Source organism: Gluconobacter sp. Dm-62 (assembly GCF_018256155.1).
Taxonomy (GTDB): domain Bacteria; phylum Pseudomonadota; class Alphaproteobacteria; order Acetobacterales; family Acetobacteraceae; genus Gluconobacter.
In genome coordinates this window covers 1-21,131 of the sequence record NZ_JAERLY010000002.1, presented here as the reverse complement: position 1 = coordinate 21,131, position 21,131 = coordinate 1, and the positions used below count along the sequence as shown (strand labels likewise).

Annotated in this window: 16 protein-coding genes and 1 pseudogene; 5 read left to right on the top strand and 12 right to left on the bottom strand. The window is 56.5% G+C overall.

Translation table 11 applies throughout. The features are described from left to right. Positions 1-695 precede the first annotated feature (695 nt). From JK202_RS01795 to JK202_RS16555, 4 genes are all read left to right on the top strand, one after another. On the top strand, positions 696-1,064 hold the full coding sequence (locus JK202_RS01795) for a hypothetical protein (protein ID WP_249199550.1): 369 nt from the start codon (positions 696-698) through the stop codon (positions 1,062-1,064). Beyond that, complete coding sequence (locus tag JK202_RS01790; protein WP_211557487.1) at positions 1,061-2,956, top strand: type IV secretion system DNA-binding domain-containing protein; 1,896 nt, start codon at positions 1,061-1,063, stop codon at positions 2,954-2,956. Before JK202_RS01795 ends, JK202_RS01790 begins: the two co-directional genes overlap by 4 nt. Next, a complete protein-coding gene (mobF, locus tag JK202_RS01785; protein WP_211557484.1) occupies positions 2,956-5,580 on the top strand; it encodes a MobF family relaxase in 2,625 nt (874 codons plus the stop codon). The genes JK202_RS01790 and mobF overlap by 1 nt, the downstream gene beginning before the upstream one ends. 88 nt (positions 5,581-5,668) lie before the next feature. Then, on the top strand, positions 5,669-5,947 hold the full coding sequence (locus JK202_RS16555) for an HNH endonuclease (RefSeq protein ID WP_408872132.1): 279 nt from the start codon (positions 5,669-5,671) through the stop codon (positions 5,945-5,947). 226 nt (positions 5,948-6,173) lie between these two features. On the opposite strand, the gene JK202_RS01775 is transcribed toward JK202_RS16555, so the two are convergent. The 8 genes from JK202_RS01775 to JK202_RS01740 form a co-directional block, all read right to left on the bottom strand. Then, positions 6,174-7,256, bottom strand: coding sequence for a hypothetical protein (locus JK202_RS01775; protein WP_211557482.1), 1,083 nt, complete (start codon positions 7,254-7,256; stop codon positions 6,174-6,176). 2 nt (positions 7,257-7,258) lie between these two features. Next, positions 7,259-8,851 (bottom strand): restriction system-associated AAA family ATPase, encoded by a 1,593-nt coding sequence (locus tag JK202_RS01770; protein ID WP_211557481.1) that lies wholly within the window; start codon positions 8,849-8,851, stop codon positions 7,259-7,261. Next, positions 8,848-10,515, bottom strand: coding sequence for a restriction endonuclease subunit S (locus JK202_RS01765; protein WP_211557480.1), 1,668 nt, complete (start codon positions 10,513-10,515; stop codon positions 8,848-8,850). The genes JK202_RS01770 and JK202_RS01765 overlap by 4 nt, the downstream gene beginning before the upstream one ends. A 94-nt stretch (positions 10,516-10,609) precedes the next feature. After that, entirely contained in the window at positions 10,610-12,031 is a 1,422-nt protein-coding gene (locus JK202_RS01760; RefSeq protein WP_211557479.1) for an N-6 DNA methylase, read from the bottom strand. Between the two features lie 593 nt (positions 12,032-12,624). Further along, on the bottom strand, positions 12,625-13,926 hold the full coding sequence (locus tag JK202_RS01755) for a DEAD/DEAH box helicase (RefSeq protein WP_211557477.1): 1,302 nt from the start codon (positions 13,924-13,926) through the stop codon (positions 12,625-12,627). 294 nt (positions 13,927-14,220) lie between these two features. Further along, positions 14,221-14,829 (bottom strand): nitroreductase family protein, encoded by a 609-nt coding sequence (locus JK202_RS01750; protein WP_211557476.1) that lies wholly within the window; start codon positions 14,827-14,829, stop codon positions 14,221-14,223. Between the two features lie 109 nt (positions 14,830-14,938). Then, the gene (gene metW, locus JK202_RS01745; protein ID WP_211557475.1) at positions 14,939-15,544 is read right to left on the bottom strand and encodes a methionine biosynthesis protein MetW; all 606 of its coding nucleotides are present in this window, start codon (positions 15,542-15,544) and stop codon (positions 14,939-14,941) included. Further along, positions 15,544-16,734 (bottom strand): homoserine O-acetyltransferase, encoded by a 1,191-nt coding sequence (locus JK202_RS01740; protein ID WP_211557473.1) that lies wholly within the window; start codon positions 16,732-16,734, stop codon positions 15,544-15,546. The genes metW and JK202_RS01740 overlap by 1 nt, the downstream gene beginning before the upstream one ends. A 150-nt stretch (positions 16,735-16,884) precedes the next feature. Between JK202_RS01740 and JK202_RS16475 the strand changes: the two are divergent. Further along, positions 16,885-17,847, top strand: a pseudogene (locus JK202_RS16475) (glycoside hydrolase family 99-like domain-containing protein); the annotation flags it as partial. 26 nt (positions 17,848-17,873) lie between these two features. On the opposite strand, the gene JK202_RS01730 reads toward JK202_RS16475, so the two are convergent. The 4 genes from JK202_RS01730 to JK202_RS01715 form a co-directional block, all read right to left on the bottom strand. Then, entirely contained in the window at positions 17,874-18,884 is a 1,011-nt protein-coding gene (locus tag JK202_RS01730; protein ID WP_211557472.1) for a tyrosine-type recombinase/integrase, read from the bottom strand. Positions 18,885-19,532: 648 nt separating this feature from the next. Continuing rightward, the gene (locus JK202_RS01725) at positions 19,533-19,709 is read right to left on the bottom strand and encodes a hypothetical protein (protein WP_211557471.1); all 177 of its coding nucleotides are present in this window, start codon (positions 19,707-19,709) and stop codon (positions 19,533-19,535) included. 121 nt (positions 19,710-19,830) lie between these two features. Further along, positions 19,831-20,712 carry a hypothetical protein gene (locus JK202_RS01720; protein WP_211557470.1) on the bottom strand — a complete coding sequence of 294 codons (882 nt, stop codon included), beginning with the start codon at positions 20,710-20,712 and terminating at the stop codon, positions 19,831-19,833. An 87-nt stretch (positions 20,713-20,799) separates the two neighbouring features. After that, positions 20,800-21,131, bottom strand: a 332-nt coding sequence (locus tag JK202_RS01715) for a hypothetical protein (protein WP_211557465.1), incomplete at its 5' end; no start/stop codon positions are given.

Genomic DNA, 21,131 nt, shown 5'->3' with positions numbered 1-21,131 from the left:
CATGTCTTTTTTCCGGAAAATTACGTGGTGGCTTCGAGGCTCTCATAATCATGAGATCACGATCGATCTCCCCCAACCCACGCATCTTCTCATTCTCGATGAGATCCGGCCTTTCTTGAACAGGCTGCTGCAAGACGATGCTGCGGGACAAACCTATCGCCAAAGCATCGCCCATTGGCCGTGGATGCCGCACCCGCCACTCAACGTCTATAAAGGAGCCACGAGCGAGTGCCGGATCTACGGTCCGCGCCAGTGGACTTACTACGGAGAGGAGCGCCCGCTTTGTGGATGGGTCTGCTCCCAAGACGTTGTCACAGACCTAAACGGCCTGGAGACCTACACCCTTCAGCAAGCCATCCAGGAATCCATAGACCACGCAATCGAAACCTGGATGAAGACGTACCACCCGCGTCCCCCGGGTGATGCCTCGGTTTTTCAGGCGCGCGACGCGCGCTCTCACTCGACGGAGAGCGAGCGCCCATGATACATCATCGAACAATCGCTCTCGACTGTTTGACGCTCGATGCCTTGCATCGAGCCACAGAGAGAAGAACACACCTCACTCACGAAGCAATGGCTTTTGACCGCCAGTTTTTGCGAGTGCGATCCGCATACACAGCGTCAGCACCTCTCGGAAGTGGGAGACTATCAAGGTTTTCTGAGAGTGCGCATCGCCTACGTGGGCAGGTGCAGCCATGAGCACTGTTCAGCACACTCTGCGCCTACCATTGGCCCTTGATAAAGCACTGCGTCACCATGCAACGACCCGCGAGACGACGCCTTATGCTCTCTTGCAGCTCTGTGTCCGCACGGGCCTGAAGACACTTTGCGAAGCACATGACACGGAACCGCTTCTCAAGGAGATGGCTCAGGAGCTGGGCAGCATGAGTGCACGCTTGGTTCAGGTTGAACGTCTCGCAGAGCGTGCCCTTTACGTCTCCTGTGCCGCCTATGTTTACGCCAGAGCGGGATCAGCTTCAGCGCGCCCAGATGAAAGGCATCTCACAGAGGATATTGCGGCAGCCTTCCAGCGCCAGCTCTCTCTTGCAGGAGCGGCATCATGAGCAATGACCTGGATCAGCGGGCCCATGCGAGCGCCCTCCTTGCTCTAAGACATGCCGAACGACGGGCACGCGTTCTGCGTGCTCTGTTGTGGGTTCTCCCCAGTGCACTGCTCGGCGCTGGGATGATTGTCTGGCTCATAATCGATACAGACACACTCCATATGACCGCTCAATATCTGCTCGCGGAGATGATGCGTCCGGTCTCCATGCTCTCTGGAGAGGACCCGCTCTTGAGCGTTGTCTGGACGGGGCAGTCTTATTCTTTGACAGCCTCTGATCTGCGCGCATCGCCTTTCGCACGGCAACGAGCCCTAAGAACTCTCTTCGTTTCCCTTGGAGGCGCTGTTCTTGGAGGGGGTCTGGCTACCATTGCGATTGTGCTGACGGCGTCCAGCCGCCAACGCAAAGCGGCGGCTGAGTTGGCGGATCGCTATATCAGTGGAACACAACTGGTCTCGGCAGACGTCCTGGCTCAGGCCACAGGTAATCCCAACGACCCTGCGCCGCTCTTCATCGGATCAGTGCCGATCCCGCGTGGCTTTGAAACCCGCCATTTTGAGCTGGATGGCTCGACAGGCTCCGGCAAGACCACAGCCATGCGTCAGATGCTCGATGGCATTGAAGCCCGTGGCGAGCCTGCGATCGTCTATGACATCTCCGGCAGTTTCGTCGCTCAGTATTATAACCCTGTGCGGGGCGACATCATCCTCAGCCCCTTTGATGCCCGCGGGGTTTATTGGAACCTCTTCGACGAAATCCAGCATCCGGCGGATGCAGCGCGTCTTGCGCGCTACCTGATTAACGAGACCGGAGATCGGGATCGAGACGTCTGGTTAGAGACGGCGCGCATCCTGGTCGCCAATATCTTGCGCCAGCTTTGGGAAGAACAACGCGGAACACCGACCGCGCTAATCGAGGCGCTCCAATATATGACAAGTGAGGAGCTAGGTCGCTGGCTGGCGCATACCCCCTCAGCGCGGACCTTTGCCGAAGATGCAGAACGCGCCACAGCCAGCGTACTTTTCATGCTCGCCAAGGCCGTCAATCTGCTGATGTTCCTGCGGGCCGCGCCAGAACCTGGCACCAAAGGCTTCTCCTTTGCTGCGTTCTTCGGCGGCCTGGACAAGTACAAAGGTGGAACACGCGCTCCGTGGGTCTTTGTGCCGCGCAAGGAAGACTACTTCGAAGCCGTCAAACCGCTCATGGCGCTTTGGCTCGAATGCGCGGCCTCAGCAACGCTCGCCTTGCCGCCCTCAAACACGCGGCGCCTGTGGTTTGTGCTCGACGAGTTCCCCGATCTTCCGCGCGTTGACAATATGACGCGTCTGCTCCCCCAAGGGCGACAGTTTGGGGCTGCGGTCATTCTGACCTTTCAGACCATCGGTCAGATGCGCAGCCGTTACGGCGAGCAAGATGCCCAGGCCATTTTGGGCAACTGCAACACGAAGCTGTTTCTTCAACTCTCAGATACAGACAGCCGAGAGCGTGCCTCTGCCACGATTGGCAAGGTCGAGGTGGAGATCCAGACGGTCTCGGGCGTGATGGACACCAAGGCCCGCAAGCCGCAGATCACCGTGAGCTCTCGACGGGAAGTCCGACCCGCTGTGATGGAGAGCCAGTTCCGCCTGCCACCAGGACGCGGCTATCTGCTTCTCCCGGATGGCTTGCCGGTGGCGCAGATCACTTTGAGCACAGACCATATTGCGGCCCGAGGTCCTGCGAGGGCGGCCGCATTTATTGCCATCGACCCCGCCAAAACACTTTGGGGACAGAAAGACCGGCAGAGCGCGGCGCGTGATGTGGCCACCATGGAGAAAACCCAACCTGAGAAAGCGCAAAAACCGACAGCGGCTTCTCCATCAAAACCTGCTCTTGATCGGGGGCCTGTCTGATGGTGGCGACCATTTCTGGGCTGAGAAATGCAGCCCAAGCCAGCGCCTATTATGAGGCCGACGATTATTATTCTGAGGATGGCAACGCGCCGTCTGTCTGGCAGGGGAAAGGCGCGGCAGAGCTCGGTCTCTCCGGTGCGGTTGATTCTGAGACGTTTACGCGTCTCCTCCACGGACAGATCAACAAGGATCAGCGATTAGGGGCCTATCAAGATGGGGAGTGGGTCCATCGTCCGGGATGGGATGTGACCTTGAGTGCCCCCAAATCTGTCTCGGTCATGGCCATGGTGGCAGGCGATCGCCGCCTGATCAAAGCTCATGACGCGGCGGTCCGTCGCACAATGGCGCTGGCCGAGCAGCATCTGGCGGCGACCCGCATCCGGGAAGAAGGAGAAGTCCGCCGTGAAGTGACGCAGAACCTTGTAATTGCAAGCTTCCGACACGGGACCAGCCGCGCGCTCGATCCGCAGCTCCACAGCCACAACGTCATTTTGAACATGACGCAGGATCAAGACGGCCAGTGGCGGAGTTTGGAGCCACGGGCCTTTTACCAACTTCAAAAGCAGCTTGGCGCGCTCTACCGCCAGGAATTGGCGCATGAGGTGACAGAGCTGGGCTACGGGATCACCAAAAGCAAAGACTCCAGCTTTGAGATTGCCGGTTTCTCTCCTGAAAGCTTGGAGAGGTTCAGTCAGAGAGCTCAGGCGATTGAGGCGCAACTGGCAAAGCGTGGGAAATCTCGTGGCCAAGCCAGTGCAGCAGAGAAACAGACTGTCGCGCTAGAAACACGATTGGCCAAAGAGGCGGTGTCGCAGGCAGACCTGGTGAAAACCTGGCGTGAGGGCGCCGAGGCTGCGGGACTGACAGAGGAAAAGCGCCGCCAGCTTGTGACGGAGGCTCAGGGACGCCTGGCGGCGCAAGTCGCTCAAGAGAGCCCTAACACGTTTGGCCGGGAGCTCTTGGCGGATCAGGCTGTTGCTCAAGGGGCGGCGATGCTGGGCGAGCGCAATTCTGTCTTTGCCACGACAGCGCTGCATGAGGCGGCAGGACGTTTTGGGCTCGGCACGGTCAGCCAGGCCGAGATTGCTGAGGCGATCATACGGGCTGAGACGGCTGGCGAGCTAGAGAGACGGACCTATCGCGATTATAGGGGTGCCGCCTTTGAGGGCATGACGACCGCAACCAATATCGCACACGAGAGGACACTCTTACGGCTCGAAGAGGACGGACGGCACCAAGCCGCGCCCATCCTCTCACCTCTTGAGGTGGGCAAAGCCGTGGCTCAGGCTGAGCAGCGCTCAGCCCTCAAAAGGCACGCCTGGAATGAGGAGCAGCGTACCGCGACTGCTCAGATCCTCACAAGCAGCAATCAGATCGTTGGACTCCAAGGCTACGCGGGCACGGCCAAGACCTCAACCGTTCTGACAACAGTGGCGAAAAGCGCGGAAGTGCAAGGCTATCGCGTTACGGCCCTGGCCCCGACCGCCTCAGCCGCGCAGGTGTTGGGAGACGCTCTCGACAGTCGAGCCGATACCTTGGCGCGGCATCTTCTGGCACCAGGGCGTCCCCGCTCCCAGCTTCAGCTCTGGATTGTCGATGAGGCGTCGCTTGTTTCAGCCAAAGACATGGCGAAGCTCTTGAGCACAGCGCAGAGCCATCGGGCACGGGTGCTCTTGGTGGGGGATATCAAACAGCTTGGCTCTATTGAGGCTGGGGCGGCGTTTGAACAACTTCAGGAGGCGGGCATGGAAACGGCCAAGCTGACGACAATCTTACGTCAGACCAATGAGCATACAAAGGCAGCCGTAGAGGCAAGTTTGGAGGGGAACGCCAAGAAGGCCTTGGAGGCCCTGGATCGCGGCGGCGGCCGTGTGGTGGAGATTGCTAGTCGTGAAGCGCGTTTCGCGCAGATTGCCGAGGACTATGCGGCTCTCAACGCAGAAGAACGGCAGAAAACTCTGGTCATTGAGCCATCACGCGAAGGACGAGATGCTCTGACCCAGGACATTCGAAACAAGCTCATTGAACGTGGACAGCTTGGCGCTGAGGCTCTCAAGGCGACGAAGTTTGTCTCCAAGGACCTCACAAAAGCGGAGGCCAAGCGGGCGGAGAGTTATGAGCTCGGCGATATTGTGCGCTTTGCGAAGGATTACGTGGATAAGGGCATCTCTCGGCATGGTGCCTATCGGGTCATTCAGGCGGACGAGGCGAGAAATGTGATTACGCTTCAAGATGAGCGCGGACGAGAGCTCTCCTGGCATCCCAGGCAATGGGGAGCAGCGCAGGCCCAGGTCTATCGCGAGGAAGCTTTAGAGCTCCGCGTGGGGGATCGCGTTCAGTTTACCCGGAACGACAAAGCGGCGAAGCGTGTGAATGGGCAGCTTGGGGACGTGATCGCAATCGACCCAGACCGAAGCCTTGCCCGCGTCAAACTCCAAGGCAACCGGATTGAGACATTGAGCTTGGAGAGCGCGCTCTACACGGATGACCGCTCGAAGATGCAAATTGGGCTCCAGGAGCGTGCAGGAATGGCGGCTCGCGCGCTTAAGGAACACGGAGCCGATATGCAGGCGGGACAGCACAAATCACGAGAAAAGGTCCAGCACGCCAGTCTCGCTCTGTGAGGCACGCCATTGTGCCCGCTGCAATCTTATATAACCAATTGAGCCATGCTTTGGCCGTTTGAACTCAATCGATCCTATCATCGTCCTCATGCGGCTCTTGCCCCTAACTCGGCAAGCACGCGTGTTGCATTGGCAAACGTCAGAGCACGAAGCAAAGCAATACGAGATTACTTTCTGGCTCATGCGAGGGGATCTGGTGAAAATTGTCGCAGCGCATCATATTCACAAACTGAGTGATGGCGGGCCGCTTCACCCTGCCTCGGTTGCCGCACTCTGCCCTAATTGTCATCGAAAATTCCATTGCTGGGCAGACCAGGTGGCTTTGAACAACGCATTACTTGAGCTTGTGCGGCAACTCGAAAAGTAAATGATTTTTCCGTTATGAGGAAGAGCCGCCAGTCGGCTATCGATGAGAATTGATCGATAGCTGTCATTCGTAGCGCTCACGTTTATGGCAGCTAGCAACCAATCAACCCTAGTCATTCAGCCGCCTATTTTCACACAAGAGGAGCAGACCGGCAGCTATTCGAATAGCTGCCCCTTAGCTCCGAGGCTTGGCGTCCATGACCAAAACTCTCTAACTATACACATCATCATTGCGCGTATTCGACGAAGCACCACAACCATTGGCGAACGTCTTCACCGATATGCGGGTCCAAGCAAGCTTGATTGAGCAGCTTGAAGGCTTCTGCTTTGAGGAAGGCGCGATCCGCATAACCATCTTGAATGACGCCTTGGATATAGCGGGGTATCTCAGCCGCAACCGCATCAGGGGTGTGGCCGGATCCTTTTTCGCACAGGAACCAACCGCCATAATGCTTAATCCAACCAAGGAAATCGGCATCAAGCACATCACGCGCGTAGCGCACCTTGATTTGATAGACCGCATCCCATGTCTCAGCTTGGTCAGAATCGCAGCCAACCATGACTATATCCCAGCGCGGCAGGACATAGCCGCCAACCGTATTGCCCTTGAAAAATTGGCTGCCTGCCAAGCTGATACTATAGGTTGGTCCGGCATAGGGATCCGAACAGCGGCGGCGCAGCCCATCATTGCTGGTCAATATGTCGATATCACGCTTGAAGGTAGAATTGCACTCGTGGCAGGCGGGCGGCAGATTGCGCAGATCCGCGGCAGCAAACGGATAGATAGAAACAGGCATCAAATGATCGAGTGCATGCCGCGGCGCTTCGGGCGCGCGGAAGTAATTGAGTCCGCAGAACGGACAATGTCTAATATTACTCCTATAGATAACACCATATTGATTATCGCGCAAAAAGCCGCCGTCCTGCTTAAGACTCGACAGCTGCCCGAAAAGATAGGTCGCGAGGTCGCTCACAGACGCGTGGATCGAGGGCGGAAGCGAAGCGAGCGTCGGGCACGGAGCATTGTCGCTAAATACGTTCGGCAGCGCAGTCTGCCGAAGAATGGCCGTCCGCACCTCCGATCGTTCGGCAGTAGTCAGCTTGCGATATTCGCGTAAAAAGTTCGAGCGCTTTGAGCGTAGGCCGGTACGCTGCGCAAGCAGCTCGCGTCGCTCAAGTGGCAAACACTCGGGCCATGACAAGGGGCGGTGTCGCGCGTCAATCGCGTTCATACCAGCAAGCACCATGTCGACAACAACCTTATTCAGCCAGTTCTGGTTTAAGGCTCCAATCGGATACGAGAACAACATCACTAGGCCTGATTTTTCAGCTTTCGCAAATGATCAGCAAGAAGCGCTTTCCCGATTGACGGGCCGAGATCTTTGAATCCCTCTTCGACTGTTCTCAAATCATTCGATTTGAGAAGGCTCTCAATTTCTCTTTCAGCTATATGCGAATGGGGAGGGCGGATGCCAAAGCAGCTTTCGAGGATGCGATCAAAAGTAGTGCCAAACGTCTCAATTTTCGGATCGTTTACGGCGAACTTGCCACTTTCGGCATCCTTCGAGAAAATCATCACCTGATCTCTCGGCATGTCCGACGGCACGAACGGGGCATGGGTCGTCAGTAAAAATTCTTGGTTCTCTCTCTCGCCTACCATTTTAAGAAGCTGCTGAACAAACTCGACGCGCCATCTCGGGTTGAAGTGTGATTCAGGCTCATCGAGCAGAAAGATCGCATTAGCGTCGGCGACCATCGCGTAGATACCAAGAATCAACGCCTGCTGATGTTCGCCGTCTGACAGTGACACATAGTCAACCGGATCCGATGCCTTGCCCGCTGGCCAAAAGCGGACCTCTTCGAAGCTGAATACCATATCTTCCTGCTGCGGTTCGGGCAGCCGGGAGGCGAAGCGTCGCTCTTTTACTGCCTTGTCAAACCGCTTGCGCGCCGGGCGCGGGATAGCAAGATCATTGAGAAGTGCTAGCTTGTGCAGCGAACGATAGAGCGAGAAGGCATCGGCCCAAAAATGTCTGAACGCGTCGCGTGTTGCCTGGGTGATCAAGAAATCGAAAGTGTAGGTCTCGGTTTTCTCATCTATGTGCCAGCATGTTGCGGCACGCTGGAGATTACCGATGACGGTCTCAAGCTCATCGGTGAGCTGGATGCCTTTGCGTGGGGATATATGCTTCCCCTTTGCACCGTTACGGACAACGGAGTGCGCAAGCCGCACTATGCAGCGACATGACGCAAGATCGTCTAGGCCCGCGTGACGCAACAGTTCTGCCTGGACAAAGTCCGACCCCAGCATGAGATTAGAGAAAAGTACCTCCAGATTGGTGCCATAATCAATGAGCATCAAGCGGTTATCAGGTACCGTCTTCGCATCTGTGCCGCGCGCTGCCTCAGCGACATCCCGCGCATAACCGCTCCTGCTGGCGAGAAAGGGTAGGCTTAGCGTCTCATTGTCACCAGAGGTGTAACCGATGATCAATGGCGGGAGAAACTGTCCAAAGACAGGTTCTCCCGGCTTGACGATTTCACCATTGGCACGGACAAGCTCGATCGGCCCTGACTTCTTGCCCTTCCTGCCGCGCATTAATCGCACAGTTTCATAGCAATCTGTCCCGACTAGCCTCACCATATATTCCAACTCGAAGAGGACTGCGTCGTTCGCGCTGCGCCGCTCTTCGCCAGGTGCGTGCGCATGCCACGCCGCCTGAAAAATCTCGGCTATCAACTGGAGGAATTGAGACTTTCCCGACCCGTTGGGGCCGATCATACACAGAGGCGCAAGGGCCTCGTTCGCCTTGCCGTCACCACCGCGGCCGAACCATATCTGCGTACCGTCATAAAGGCCGCCTCCCGTTCCGGATCGCTCTATCGTGAGCAGCCGCAATCTCATTGTGCGGCTCTCCTAAGCAGCATGCGGCCTTCCTGCTTGTCGAAAATCTGCTCAAGGCTGGGAGATGTGCCACCTAGCAGCTCGAAGAGTGCATCCCGCACAGCGTTGTAGGGCAGAACCACACGCCGAGCGATCGCCTCGAATGGCAGCCCCTTTTCGGGCCACTCAATGCTGTCGGCCAATACTGCTTGCTTTGGATCGGTCTTCAATGTCTTTGCTTTCGAAGGTTTCGGCAGCACGGCGAGAGGGACGACCGGCATTTTTTGGATGCGTTCGAGCAGTTGGTGAGCAGGCTCATCAGCGGGATCGTGTTGGACCAGTTGCCCCGAAAAAGCCTTTACCAAAAGCCGCTGTTCTGCCCGGTCGATTAGCCGCAACGCCTGCTCGACATCAGTTGTAAGGCGATCAACTTTGGCAAGTGCGTTCTCGATACGCCGGACGATCTCCCGCTGTTCATCGAGCGGTGCGAGCTTAATGTTGAACGCCCTGATCTCAGGAAAATAGATCGTCGTGTGGGTTGTACCGCGACCAAAATCGCGGATATCGTCGCCCTCCGACAGCAGGGCGTACATAAGGTACCTCGGATCAAGAGCCTTGCTGCACGACCAAGTGACGAAATCCTGGCTAGTCGCCATTTCACGCCCCATGATCGCGACATAGCCAACCGAGGCCGTACGCGACAGCACGACCGTGCCCGCCGGGAGTAGGCGTGCAGCAGAATTGGCAAGACCTGCCTCGTTGATGGTCTGAATCGTCCTCTGGATAACGGTGCCATGATGCAGATTGGCGTCGGGGATCCCAATCCACGGCACCTCGCCGTTCCACCATTCAGGATGGGACCTGCTTGGCGTATGTCCAGTCTCCTGGCGCGCCACGCGCAGTAGAGGCACCCACCCCCACCCCGGGGCGAGCACGGTGCCGGGGCTGTTGACGGATATCCCCCCCCTCCCGGCAATGATCTCATTCGTCGGCTTCCGTCCTCCCTGAGCTTGTTTGGGTGCTTCGACACGCGCCAACAGGTCGGTAACTGGCTCGAGATCACGCTCTGCGCGAAAATCAGCAGTAAGCTCGCCGCGAAATGCGCACCGAAGAAGATTTATGCGATATTGATCGACTAGCGGGGCGACACTGCGCAGTTCATTGCGCGACAGATCAATGCGCGCGCTCAAATCTTCGAGACGTGCAACAATCCGGCGCTGCTCGGCCACAGGCGGAATTGCCGCCAGATGATCTTCGATGTGATGTTTAGAGAGGCCCGGAATGTCACCCTGCGCGTGCTCAATAATCTCACTCGCGCGGTAAGCGATGGTTCGCAACATGAACTGAAAATCGAGCTCAACACTGGGCTGATAGGCATGGATGTCACGTCCGATCGCTGCTTTTATACCTGGGAAGACCTTGCCGACGCCGCCACCTTTGACGGTAATAAATATGCACCCATCTGGCACTATCCTGCGCGGATCGGTTGTCCACTTCGGCTTGTAAAACGTGCGTCCGTCCCACTGTTCTGGGCCGGTAATATAGGGGATGCCGCGTCCCTCTTCGTTCACGGTATTAGCGCTTGGAGACTGCCCAGCATAGAGAATACCTATGTTGCCGAGCTTCACACGAATCCAACCAGCCGGAAGCCCGCTCATCTTTCTGTGCGTCTTGCTTGCAAGCACGCGTTTAGCATCCGTCTTGTTCTAGTGTGGCTGACACCATAATCGGAACGGCCTTCAGCCGGGACATGTAGCTTTGACATGGGAGCAATGCTCATTAGTCAAGATTCACTTCAAGATTTTCGCCTTCGCCTTCGATCTCGGTATTAAGCGCGTCCAGTTCGCCCAGAGCTGCGCGTAGATGGCCAATGATTGCGACGAGGATATCACCTGGATCCTGCTTAACGTCGTCCGAGTCGTCACTTTCATCGCGCATCCACAGCCAGTTCAAATTGTCGTTACGCTCAGCAATTTGCGCGCGCGAGAGCTTGCGCCATCGGCCGTCATCGCCCTCCTCCTCGCGAGGTGATGTACCCATGGGATCGTTACCGTAAACCCGTTCGAAGTCATCAAAATGCTTATCGAGCAGTGGGTGAGTCTTGTTGAACGTAGGCATGTTACTGCGCAGATCATAAAACCAGACATCGTCAGTAGCGAGACCCGCTTTTTTTGCGAAGAAGAGCACATTAGTCTTGACGCCCGCGCCAGAAAAAATGCCCTTCGGAAGCCTCAAGATAGTGTGTAGCCGGCACGTCGCCATCAAATCCTGGCGCACAGAGCGACCAACTCCGTCCTCGAACAACACGTTATCGGGAAGCACAACTGCTGCGCGGCCGCCGTCGCACAGCGTCAGATAGATGTGCTGCAGAAACGCTAGCTGCTTGTTGGTATTGCGATAAGTAATCTCTGCGCGCAGTGCTCGGCGGCTGCCCGCTTTGCTGCCGAAAGGCGGATTGGCCAAAACAAGACTAGCTGCGGCCAATCCATGTCCGTCTTCGGTCAGCGCATCACCATGCACAATCTCCGCATTGAGCCCGTTCAAAAACATGTTCATTAGACAGATTCTACGGGTATTTTTCTCGATCTCGACGCCCTGATATATAGGAGGCTTGTCACGATATGCCTTCGCAGAGTGACGGGACCGCAAATAGCGATCAGCGGTGATCAGAAAGCCGCCGCTGCCGACAGCCGGATCTTGGATTAGTTCTCCGAGATCGGGTTTAGAAACTCGAACCAAGGAATTCACCAGTGCGCGCGGCGTGAAATATTGACCAGCCCCCGACCGGACATCTTGCGAGCTCTTCTCGATTAATCCCTCATAGATCTCACCGAACCGATCGCCGCTGACATCTTGCCAGGCAATCTTCGCAATACCATCGACGACTGCGTAGAGATTCTCGGAATGCGAAAATACCGTAGTCGGAAAGGCATAAATTGCACGAATAACGTCGCTTTTGGCGGCGGTGCCTAGATGGGTCAGCATTTCCTGATAGAAGCCGAGTAGCCCTTCCTTCGGATGGCGGACGAGATCGGTCCAGCGATAATTTGGTGGAAGCAGCCGTTCAACGCCGTTTTCTTCAGCAATTTTCAGAAAGAGAAGATAGGTGAGTTCAGATACATATTGATGATAGCTGATTCCGTCTCCGCGAAGGATATGGCATAAGTTCCAGATTTTTTGGACAACGGTCTCATTTTTCATTTACTTCGATCACTTGCGCCAAAAAAAATCTTATGCTGTTCACTGTCGCCTCTTAATCCTCGGAAATGCACTACCGAGGTTAGATCTAGCAAGGGGCAACAGAATTGCACGCGGTGTGACGTACGCGCAAGGTTTACCTTGAGATGAGCTCACGCCATCCGGTACGATAACATCTCTGGAAAAGAAATGTCTGCTATCCTGCTGATGCTTCTCCAGAGCCGATCGAGCGCTAAATCTCAAAATCTGTCTATCGCAGTTCGCTTGGCAACGTCTGCTTTCAGGCAATCGTCAAAGCCAATTACATGTATGACTCGAGGGCGACAGCGGGCATGGAGCATCACATCTTGTGATGCATTAAAGGTGGGTACTTTATGTGGTATGGTATAGTAACACCCATATAAATTATAATGTTTTTCAATGCTTTAGTTGACATTTTAGGAAGACACCCTCTCCGCCAGAATTTCTAAAAAACGCCGAATCAATAAGCTTTCGCAGCATGGGCATTTTGCGCATCTCTGTTGGAACGCAATAAAAAAGCCCACCTCTGCAAGTGCAGAAGCGGGCTTTTTTGTAATCATCCGACCAAAAACAGATCAGCGCGAACCTGAGCGGGGGCCGCCGCGACCGGGAGCGCCACCACGGCTTCCACCCGGACGACCACCCGAGGGCGGCCCGGAGCGACGACGGCCACCACCGCCCCCGCCGCCGCCACGACCGCCGCCAAGGACCGGCGGACGCTGCGTGGACAGACGCGCTTCTTCGGAATGGAACGGATGATCCGTCACGACAGGAATGGGCTTGCCGATCTTCTTTTCAATATCCTTGAGCCATGCGCGCTGTTCAGCATCACACAGCGATACTGCGCAGCCCTCACGCCCTGCACGCGCCGTACGGCCAATACGATGAACGTAGGATTCCGGCACATTCGGCAGATCGTAGTTGAAGACGTGGCTGACCTCGTCCACGTCAATACCGCGCGCAGCAATGTCAGTAGCGACCAGCGCCTTGATGGCGCCGCTGCGGAAACCAGACATGGCTCGTTCGCGAGCACCCTGGGACTTGTTGCCGTGAATGGCTTCAGCCCGGATTCCGTTCTTGTTCAGGAATTCGGCGACCTTGTTGGCTTCATGCTTCATCAGCGTGAAAACCACGGCGCGGGCAACGCTAGGGCTTTCCAGCAGCATGAGAGCCGCATCTTTCTTGCTACCCGAATCAACGAACATGACAGCCTGATTAATGCGATCAACCGTGCTCGACTCAGGCGTGACCTGAACCGTCGCCGGATCCTTCAGGAGCGAATGAGCCAGATCACTGATGGACGGCGGCATGGTCGCAGAAAACAGAAGAGTCTGACGCTGCTTAGGAAGCAGAGCCATGATACGCTGAATATCGCGCACGAAGCCCATATCGAGCATCCGGTCAGCCTCGTCGAGGACAAGGATTTCCAGAGTAGAGAGATCGATATATTTCTGCCCGATCAGATCAAGCAGACGTCCGGGCGCTGCAACAAGAACGTCCACGCCACGTCTCGTCGCTTCGATCTGCCGTCCCTGCCCTACGCCACCGAACACGACGGCATAGGAGAATTTCATGTGCCGTGCGTAGGCCGCAAAGCTCTCACCGATCTGGGAAGCCAGTTCGCGTGTCGGAGCAAGGACCAGAGCGCGGACACCCTTTGGAGGTGCAGGCCGACGGTTTGAAAAGATATGGTTCAGAATCGGCAGCGCGAATGCCGCAGTCTTACCAGTTCCGGTCTGCGCAAGCCCTAGAAGGTCACGGCCTTCAAGCAGATAGGGAATGGCACCTGCCTGAATCGGCGTCGGCGTGGTGTAGCCTTCTTCTGCAAGAGCTTTCTGAATCGGCTCGGCTAGCTTGAGTTCGGCAAAACTGGTCATGGACCTCTCCTTTGAGACGGCAAGGTCATGCTCAGGCAACCGCGCCGCTATATGTCCTGCCCGACCAACTGGCCGCAGGCTTTCATTGCAGACGACACCACGCTGTGACCGCCCATAAAACCGGGCCCATAACAGGCCCGGACTTTACAGAACCGGCAGGATCATGAATTGTCATCACACCCCAGAAAACTGGCTCTGATGTGCACATGGGATGTAGGACAGCATTTGTCCCATTGCAAGGAGACAGCAACGCGTTGTCGCAAAAAGCCATTGGTATTTCTTGAGATTTTGCAATCAGGAGAAGCAGTCGTACTGAACCACTGCATCAAGAGGCAAAAACCCACCACGCTGACGGGGCGATGATGCCTCACGCCCGAGCGCGACGAACATAACAATTTCATGATCTGACGGAAGGTTGATGATTTCGCCCGCCTGATCGAAATCGAAGCCATCCATAGGACAGGTCTGAAGGCCGTATGCAGCGGCGGCCATCATCAGCGCGTAAGCAGCCAACCCGCAGGAACGGAACCCCTCATCGCGCTGCACCTGCTCACGGCCTTCATAATAAGACCGGATCATCCCGACATACCCTTCTCGCACGGATTCTGGAGCATCTTTCCAGTACCGGGACGGATCTTTCTGCCAGGCCTTGATATCGGCACACATAACAATCAGCGCAGAACAGTCCTCGACCTGCGGCTGGTCCCATGCAGCAGCCCGGATCCGACGCCGCTGCTCTGCGTCCCGCACGACCAGAAAGCGATAGTTCTGAATATTAAAAGCTGTCGGAGCATATCGGGCGGCATCCAGAATCGCCGTCAATTCGGCATCTGGAATCTGATAATTCGGATCAAAATGCTTGGTTGCGCGCCGTGATGCGATGGCCTGAAGAATCTCACTCATGAATTGGGAACTCCGCTCTGACTGTTATCCGATCAGATCCTGCCAGAGCAGAATCCGGCCTCCAGTTTTAACCAAAGCCGGGAGCGAAGGTTGCAAAACATTGCAGCAGCTAGTGCCCTGCCCGACTGAGAAGGAACATGGCCTGCTCGCCAAAAAGGTTGGCCAACCGGATGGAACGGCGCCACGGCGCGCGGGCACCATCTTCGTCAATCGCAAGCCATTGCTGGACGACATATCCCTCTTCTTCACAAAGCAGAAGAAAGTCCCGGATTGTGCATGGATGAATATTGGGCGTTGAATACCAGGGCGTGCTCCACACGGACGTCATCGGCATCCGCCCTGTTGTCAGAAGCTGAAGCCTCAGGCGCCAATGTCCAAAATTAGGAAAAGACACAATGGCATGACGACCAATCCGGAGCATCTGGCGCAAGACCTCACGCGGCCGTTCGACAGCCTGCAATGTTCTCTGCAGCACCACATAATCGAAGGTGTCATCGGGATAATCCGCCAGATCGTGATCGGCGTCACCATGCATAACCGGCAGCCCATGTGCGACGGACTGGGTAACGTTCTGCATATCGATCTCGATCCCCCGGGCATCACAGGAGCGCGTCCGATACAGATAATCGATCAGGGTGCCGTCCCCACTGCCGACATCAAGAACGCGGGCACGCGGCGCAATCATTTCAGCAATCAGGCGCTGATCTACACGCATCAGCGTTCTCCCGCCAGAAAGGCAGCATGTTCTGCAGCACCGTTAATGAAGCCACGGATGGTACGATCGAAGTCAGGCTCATCCAGCAGAAATGCGTCATGTCCGCGGTCACTTTCGATTTCTACGAAAGAGACATTCGCCCCCGCCCGGTTCAGAGCACGCACCAGCAGACGGGATTGGGAGGTCGGAAACAGCCAGTCCGAGCTGAAGGACACCACGCAGAAACGGGTCTGTGATTTCCGGAACGGGTTGGCCAGATCACCGTCATGTTCGGCAGCCAGGTCGAAATAGTCCATCGCCCGTGTGATTGTCAGATACGAATTGGCATCAAAGCGACGCACGAACGTCGACCCCTGATGCCGCAGGTAGCTCTCGACCTCGAACATTTCCCCAAACAGCGATGGACTGCTGGACGCTGGCACCGCTGTAGCCGCATCATGCCGGACCCGCCGTCCGAATTTACGGCTAAGCGCTTCCTCGGACAAATAGGTAATATGCGCCATCATCCGCGCGACGCCGAGCCCTCGCGCCGGAATGGCATCGAAATCCCTGTAATGCCCGTCATGCCAGTCCGGATCGGCGAAAATGGCCTGCCGGCTGACTTCATTGAAGGCAATATTCTGGGCCGAATGAAAGGGAGACGTCGCAATTGGCATCGCCGCAAATACGCGGTCCGGGAAGTCGGCAGCCCAGGTCAGGGCCTGCATCCCACCCATTGATCCACCGATGACTGCAAAAAGACGGTCAATTCCCAGATAATCGATCAGTTTTGCCTGGGTCGCCACGATATCGTGCATGGTAATGGGTGGGAACTCACTGTCCCATGCCTTCCCCGTCTGCGCGCAGATCGATCGCGGCCCCGTGGTCCCCATGCATCCACCAAGAACATTGGAGCATACGACGAAATAGCGATCCGTATCGATCGGCAGACCGGGGCCCACCATCCGGTCCCACCATCCCGGCTTTCCAGTGAGTGGGTTCTGCTCCGCCAGATACTGATCCCCCGTCAGGGCATGACAGACCAGGATGGCGTTGTCACGCGCCGGGGAGAGCGTCCCGTACGTGCAATAGGCAATCTCCAGCGGCGCCAGATGCACCCCACACTCCAGATCGAGACCGTCATCCAGCCGCACAGTCCGATGTGTATAGACCGGACCATCTGCGATGCTCTGTGACGCGCTGATGTCCATCCCTGACCTGCCTCTGATGCCATGACTGAAGGCAGCATGCCTCCCGGGCGCCACGGTATGACACTGCCTGACGATGCGATCAAATCCCCTTTTGGATTGACGATGAATTAACGACTTGAATAAAGTTAAAAAACCGTAAAAAAGTTACCCATGCCGAACGCATTCTCACATTCGCCCGCTGAAGAATCACGGATATCACCATTTCCGGTTGATGCCTCTCCGCTACAGATCCTCGGCCATTCCGGCATTTTTGACGCATTTTATTACCTGAAGACCAATCCAGACCTGAAGAGCTTCGGAACCGCCGTTCTGCAGCACTATCACCAGCACGGCTGGCGCGAGGGTCGGAAACCAAATCCCTTTTTCGACCCCCACTGGTATCTCAGCCAGAACCGCGACGTCATTGGCGATCCCCTGCTTCATTATATTCTGCATGGCGAGCGTGAAGGCCGCCGTCCGATCGCTTGGTTTGATCCAGTATGGTACGCACGCACCTACCGTGTCCCGGAGCGGATGCTGTCCCTCGCCCATTACCTCAAGAACCGTCACAACACGCCGTTACGCCCAATCCCCGAGTTCGATCCGGATTTTTACCTGCGCTCTTATCCCGATGTTGCCAAAGCTGGCCTGGATGCGCTCGAGCACTACATGGTTCAGGGATTTCGCGAAGCACGCCGACCTTTCGACGGGTTCGATCCGCTTTATTACAGACGAAAACACCTCCGCCATTCCCCGGACAGCAATCCACTACTGCATTACCTTGAAAACCGGGATCGTCCAGACGTCCACCCCAGCAGCCCCGGGACCGAAATATCGGTCTTTGCCGAGATCAAACGCCGGAGCAAACCAGGACCACTTTTTGAGAAAGCCCGACCTTTACCCAGCAGCGCCATTCGGCGTGCCCGGGTTCTGGCCTATTACCTTCCACAATTTCATACCATTCCGGAGAATGATGCGTGGTGGGGCGACGGGTTTACGGAATGGACCAACCTGCCCCGAGGTATCCCGCGCTTTTCTGACCATTACCAACCCCGGATCCCGCGGGACCTGGGCCACTATACGTTAAACACACCGGAAATCCTTGAACGACAGGCCAGCATGGCCCGCGCTGCGGGGATCGAAGGCTTCATCTTCTATTTTTACTGGTTCAGTAACGGAGTTCGTTTGTTTTCAATGGGTTGCATAGCGGTTTCTTCCGGTTTCCAAAAACTGGTTTCCGCTCTGGAAATTGCCTCCGCTGCCATGCGTTTTTGGTCGGCTGAACGGGTGTAGTGCTCAACCATCTTGAGCGTCTTGTGGCCGGTTATTGCTGCGATCTCGTGCGTCGAACATCCAGACTCCGCCAAGAGCGTTGCGGCTAATTTCCTCAAGCCGTGAATATTGAAACCTGCCGGAATTATTCCTCTCGCCTGGGCGTCGTTCATGCTGCGAGTGATGTTATGAATTGTCATCGGACCGCCGCGCACGCCTGTCAGAATATGGTCGCAGGTCTTCGGCCATTGCGTCATTGCTTGCGCGAGAACGGGATGGATAGGAACCCAGAGTTCGGTCCCCGTCTTAATCTGCCGGACAAAGATTGCGCCGTTCTGAATGTCACTCCAACGCATGGCGCATAAATCGCTTCGGCGCTGCCCCGTGAAGAGCGCAAGCATAACCGCTCGCGACAAATAGGGTGGCAGATCGCGGATCGCGTCTCTGGCCATTTCCTTCGTCCATGCGGGCAGCGGAGTATATGGGAGCATCCCGATCCGAGCCGCGGCGTTCGCGTCCACCCACTCCCGATTAAGCGCCCAGGACAAGAATGCACTACTGGCTTGTATGAACTGGTTTGCGGCACCCGTTCCGCGTCCGGCAGCAATCGCATCCCTGAACTGGAGAATGACACGCCGGCGCAGTTCCCGGATGGGAACCTGTTCGATGCGCTCTAACTCCTTCAAATAAATGATCCGGCTGCGCTGCGAGCTTAATTTTGTCGAGCGCCACTCCGGGCTTTGATAATAAAGGCGCAGCACCGCGCCAATTGTTCCGACGGACGGTGCTTTTGGGGTCTCCTTCGTTGCTCTTGGGTAGCGGTACTCCTTAACGGATCCGTCGGACAACGTCTTTCTGACGATCTTGAAGCCGTCGAGATGTGGTGGCGATTTCTTCACAGGCTTTGGCTACCGCATCTTCAGTTGATGGAGAAAATGAGACGCCGCTTTGCTCAAGCATCATGGCGTCGATTGCATGGATATCCCATCGCGGGCTTCGTGGTCCTAGGTGCATTGACGGTTGCGGCAAGCGCCCTTCCGCAACCAAGCGAGGAAGGCGATGGGGCTGAGTACATAGACGCTTGGCTACGGCTTCTCTGTTGAGCCAGCGCTCAAGTGTTTCCTGCATTAGCAGCCTCCCCGCGAGGGACGCTCGAAAGCGCGTTCCATTCTTTGACCGTCATGACGAATGGAATTTCTCCCATTCTCCGACACATCACCCAGCCTGACTTCTGAACCATGAAGTGCAGAGGCCCAGAGTTGTCGTACTTAATCTTCGGGCTTTCACTCATCCCCGTTCCTCCACTCTTTCCCCATGCACGGCTTCCAACCTCGCAGCCAATGGAATGCGTGCGAGTAGTCTGTGTGTACTGTCGAGATTCTTACGCGTGTCTCTGAGATCCTCTCGAAGCTGGGCTATTTGATCCACCAAGCATGAGAACGCAGTCAGAGTGCCTTCAATTTCCTCTGCGGCTTCTGTGCAAAGACCGTCCTTACGCTCTCGCAGTCGCGCGCATAAGGATTGGGCCTGACGAATACTTTCCGCCTTCATCCCCTCTCCTCCGCGTCCATGGCTGCATCAATCGCGGCGCGGAATGAGGCGCGCCAGTTTCCGCCTCGGACGTCCCATTCCACACCTTTGGTAGAATCATTCCACCTCGATCGGGCACGCGCGCAGTTCTGGTCAAACCAATCCAGCCGCTCTGTATCCGTCCGCCCGCTCATGCCGGGTCTCCTGCGAATGGAGCCCAGACGACTTCATATCCGTGCCGCTCAAAAAAATCGGCATCTGATTGGCTTGATGTGTGACGCCAAGGTGCCCAAGGACCAATGCGATATTTCCACATCACACCCCTCCCTCGCGTGTGAGGGCGCCGCGCAATTCGCCCGTAATGAATTGAGCATCCAACTGGCGTTTAGCCGCCTCGATCTTTTGGGTCTTGGTTAAGTCAGGACGATGCAATACGGCCAGCAGATGAACTGCGGCTAGCCCCTTGTCCGCAACCTCCGCTTTTAATGTTTCTTCCCGCGCCTTACTCGCCTCAGCATCGGCCCTCGCAAGCTGCTCGGCTTCCTTTAGTGCGGCGAACTCCGCTTCCAGCGCGGCGACGTTGGCGGGGCGATAATAAACCGGCACATCGTTCGGAAATGGCTTCCGATGTAGTGCGGTCGATGCGTGCTTTGCTTCTGATATAGCAAAGAAATTGGGTGTATCCGCAGGAACATATCCGGCCGGCTCCTGTCCCTCCACATCCTTCCGGCGCTGTTCCGCCGCGCCTCGGGCTTCGGCGCTTTTGATGTCCTGCTGTCGTTCGGCTTCATTCTCCTCCAACGCTCGCCATGCTTCCTGCATCTGCGAGATAAGACGCGGAAAAGTGGCATGCTGGATATCTGTCGCGTCTTCGCATTCACCGCTTTCAACGGGATGTGAAATATTCCATTCCGTTCCTGTGTCCGGGTTGTGGAATAGATACCCGCAGAAGGACTCCCGCATCTGCTCCGTCTCAACAGAAGCCTCCTCAGGCCAGCTCACGATATGACCGCCGCACGCTTCCCAGACCTTGCGGTCGAAGGTGTAAGGCTTGCCATCCGGCAGAAGGAACTGGCGCAGGTCAGGCGATACGCACGGAATAATGGTGAAGGGCGCGCGTCTTGCCACGGACGGGACTTCCAGTACCACAACACAGCCTGGACGGATCGCATCGAAATCCTTGGGGTTCTGGGTCATCTCAAACACTCCCCGGCCGCGGACCGGCCGCCAAGTGGAACAGGATCACGAGAGCCAGCGCCTCGATTAGGGTGGGGATCGTGTGGGTCATGCTCGCACCACCTTCCCGGCATCATCCAGCCGGTACGCAACACCAGCCTCAATTCCATCCTCGCCTTCATAGAGAGGTGTGAAGCGTGAGCGTTTGCCATCGTGCCAGACAAGTGAGGCACAGCCGCTTTCACCCAAGGTGACCTGAGTTCGCCTACCTGCAGATGCGACAACCGCATTATTGCCTTCGCACTTGACCCGGGCGCCGTCCCCGCTGCTGCCGATCTGGGCGCCGTTCCCGCTGCTGCCGATCCGGGCGCCGTCCCCGCTGCTGCCGATCTGGGCGCCGTTCCCGCTGCTGCCGATCCGGGTGTCGTCCCCGCTGCTGC

Excerpts from the sequence above, each read along its gene's own strand:
- JK202_RS01795 (WP_249199550.1), top strand. The coding sequence starts at position 696 with ATGAGCACTGTTCAGCACACTCTGCGCCTACCATTGGCCCTTGATAAA.
- JK202_RS01790 (WP_211557487.1), top strand. The coding sequence starts at position 1,061 with ATGAGCAATGACCTGGATCAGCGGGCCCATGCGAGCGCCCTCCTTGCT.
- mobF (WP_211557484.1), top strand. The coding sequence starts at position 2,956 with ATGGTGGCGACCATTTCTGGGCTGAGAAATGCAGCCCAAGCCAGCGCC.
- JK202_RS16555 (WP_408872132.1), top strand. The coding sequence starts at position 5,669 with ATGCGGCTCTTGCCCCTAACTCGGCAAGCACGCGTGTTGCATTGGCAA.
- JK202_RS01775 (WP_211557482.1), bottom strand. The coding sequence starts at position 7,256 with ATGTTGTTCTCGTATCCGATTGGAGCCTTAAACCAGAACTGGCTGAAT.
- JK202_RS01770 (WP_211557481.1), bottom strand. The coding sequence starts at position 8,851 with ATGAGATTGCGGCTGCTCACGATAGAGCGATCCGGAACGGGAGGCGGC.
- JK202_RS01760 (WP_211557479.1), bottom strand. The coding sequence starts at position 12,031 with ATGAAAAATGAGACCGTTGTCCAAAAAATCTGGAACTTATGCCATATC.
- JK202_RS01755 (WP_211557477.1), bottom strand. The coding sequence starts at position 13,926 with ATGACCAGTTTTGCCGAACTCAAGCTAGCCGAGCCGATTCAGAAAGCT.
- JK202_RS01750 (WP_211557476.1), bottom strand. The coding sequence starts at position 14,829 with ATGAGTGAGATTCTTCAGGCCATCGCATCACGGCGCGCAACCAAGCAT.
- metW (WP_211557475.1), bottom strand. The coding sequence starts at position 15,544 with ATGCGTGTAGATCAGCGCCTGATTGCTGAAATGATTGCGCCGCGTGCC.
- JK202_RS01740 (WP_211557473.1), bottom strand. The coding sequence starts at position 16,734 with ATGGACATCAGCGCGTCACAGAGCATCGCAGATGGTCCGGTCTATACA.
- JK202_RS01725 (WP_211557471.1), bottom strand. The coding sequence starts at position 19,709 with ATGAGCGGGCGGACGGATACAGAGCGGCTGGATTGGTTTGACCAGAAC.
- JK202_RS01720 (WP_211557470.1), bottom strand. The coding sequence starts at position 20,712 with ATGACCCAGAACCCCAAGGATTTCGATGCGATCCGTCCAGGCTGTGTT.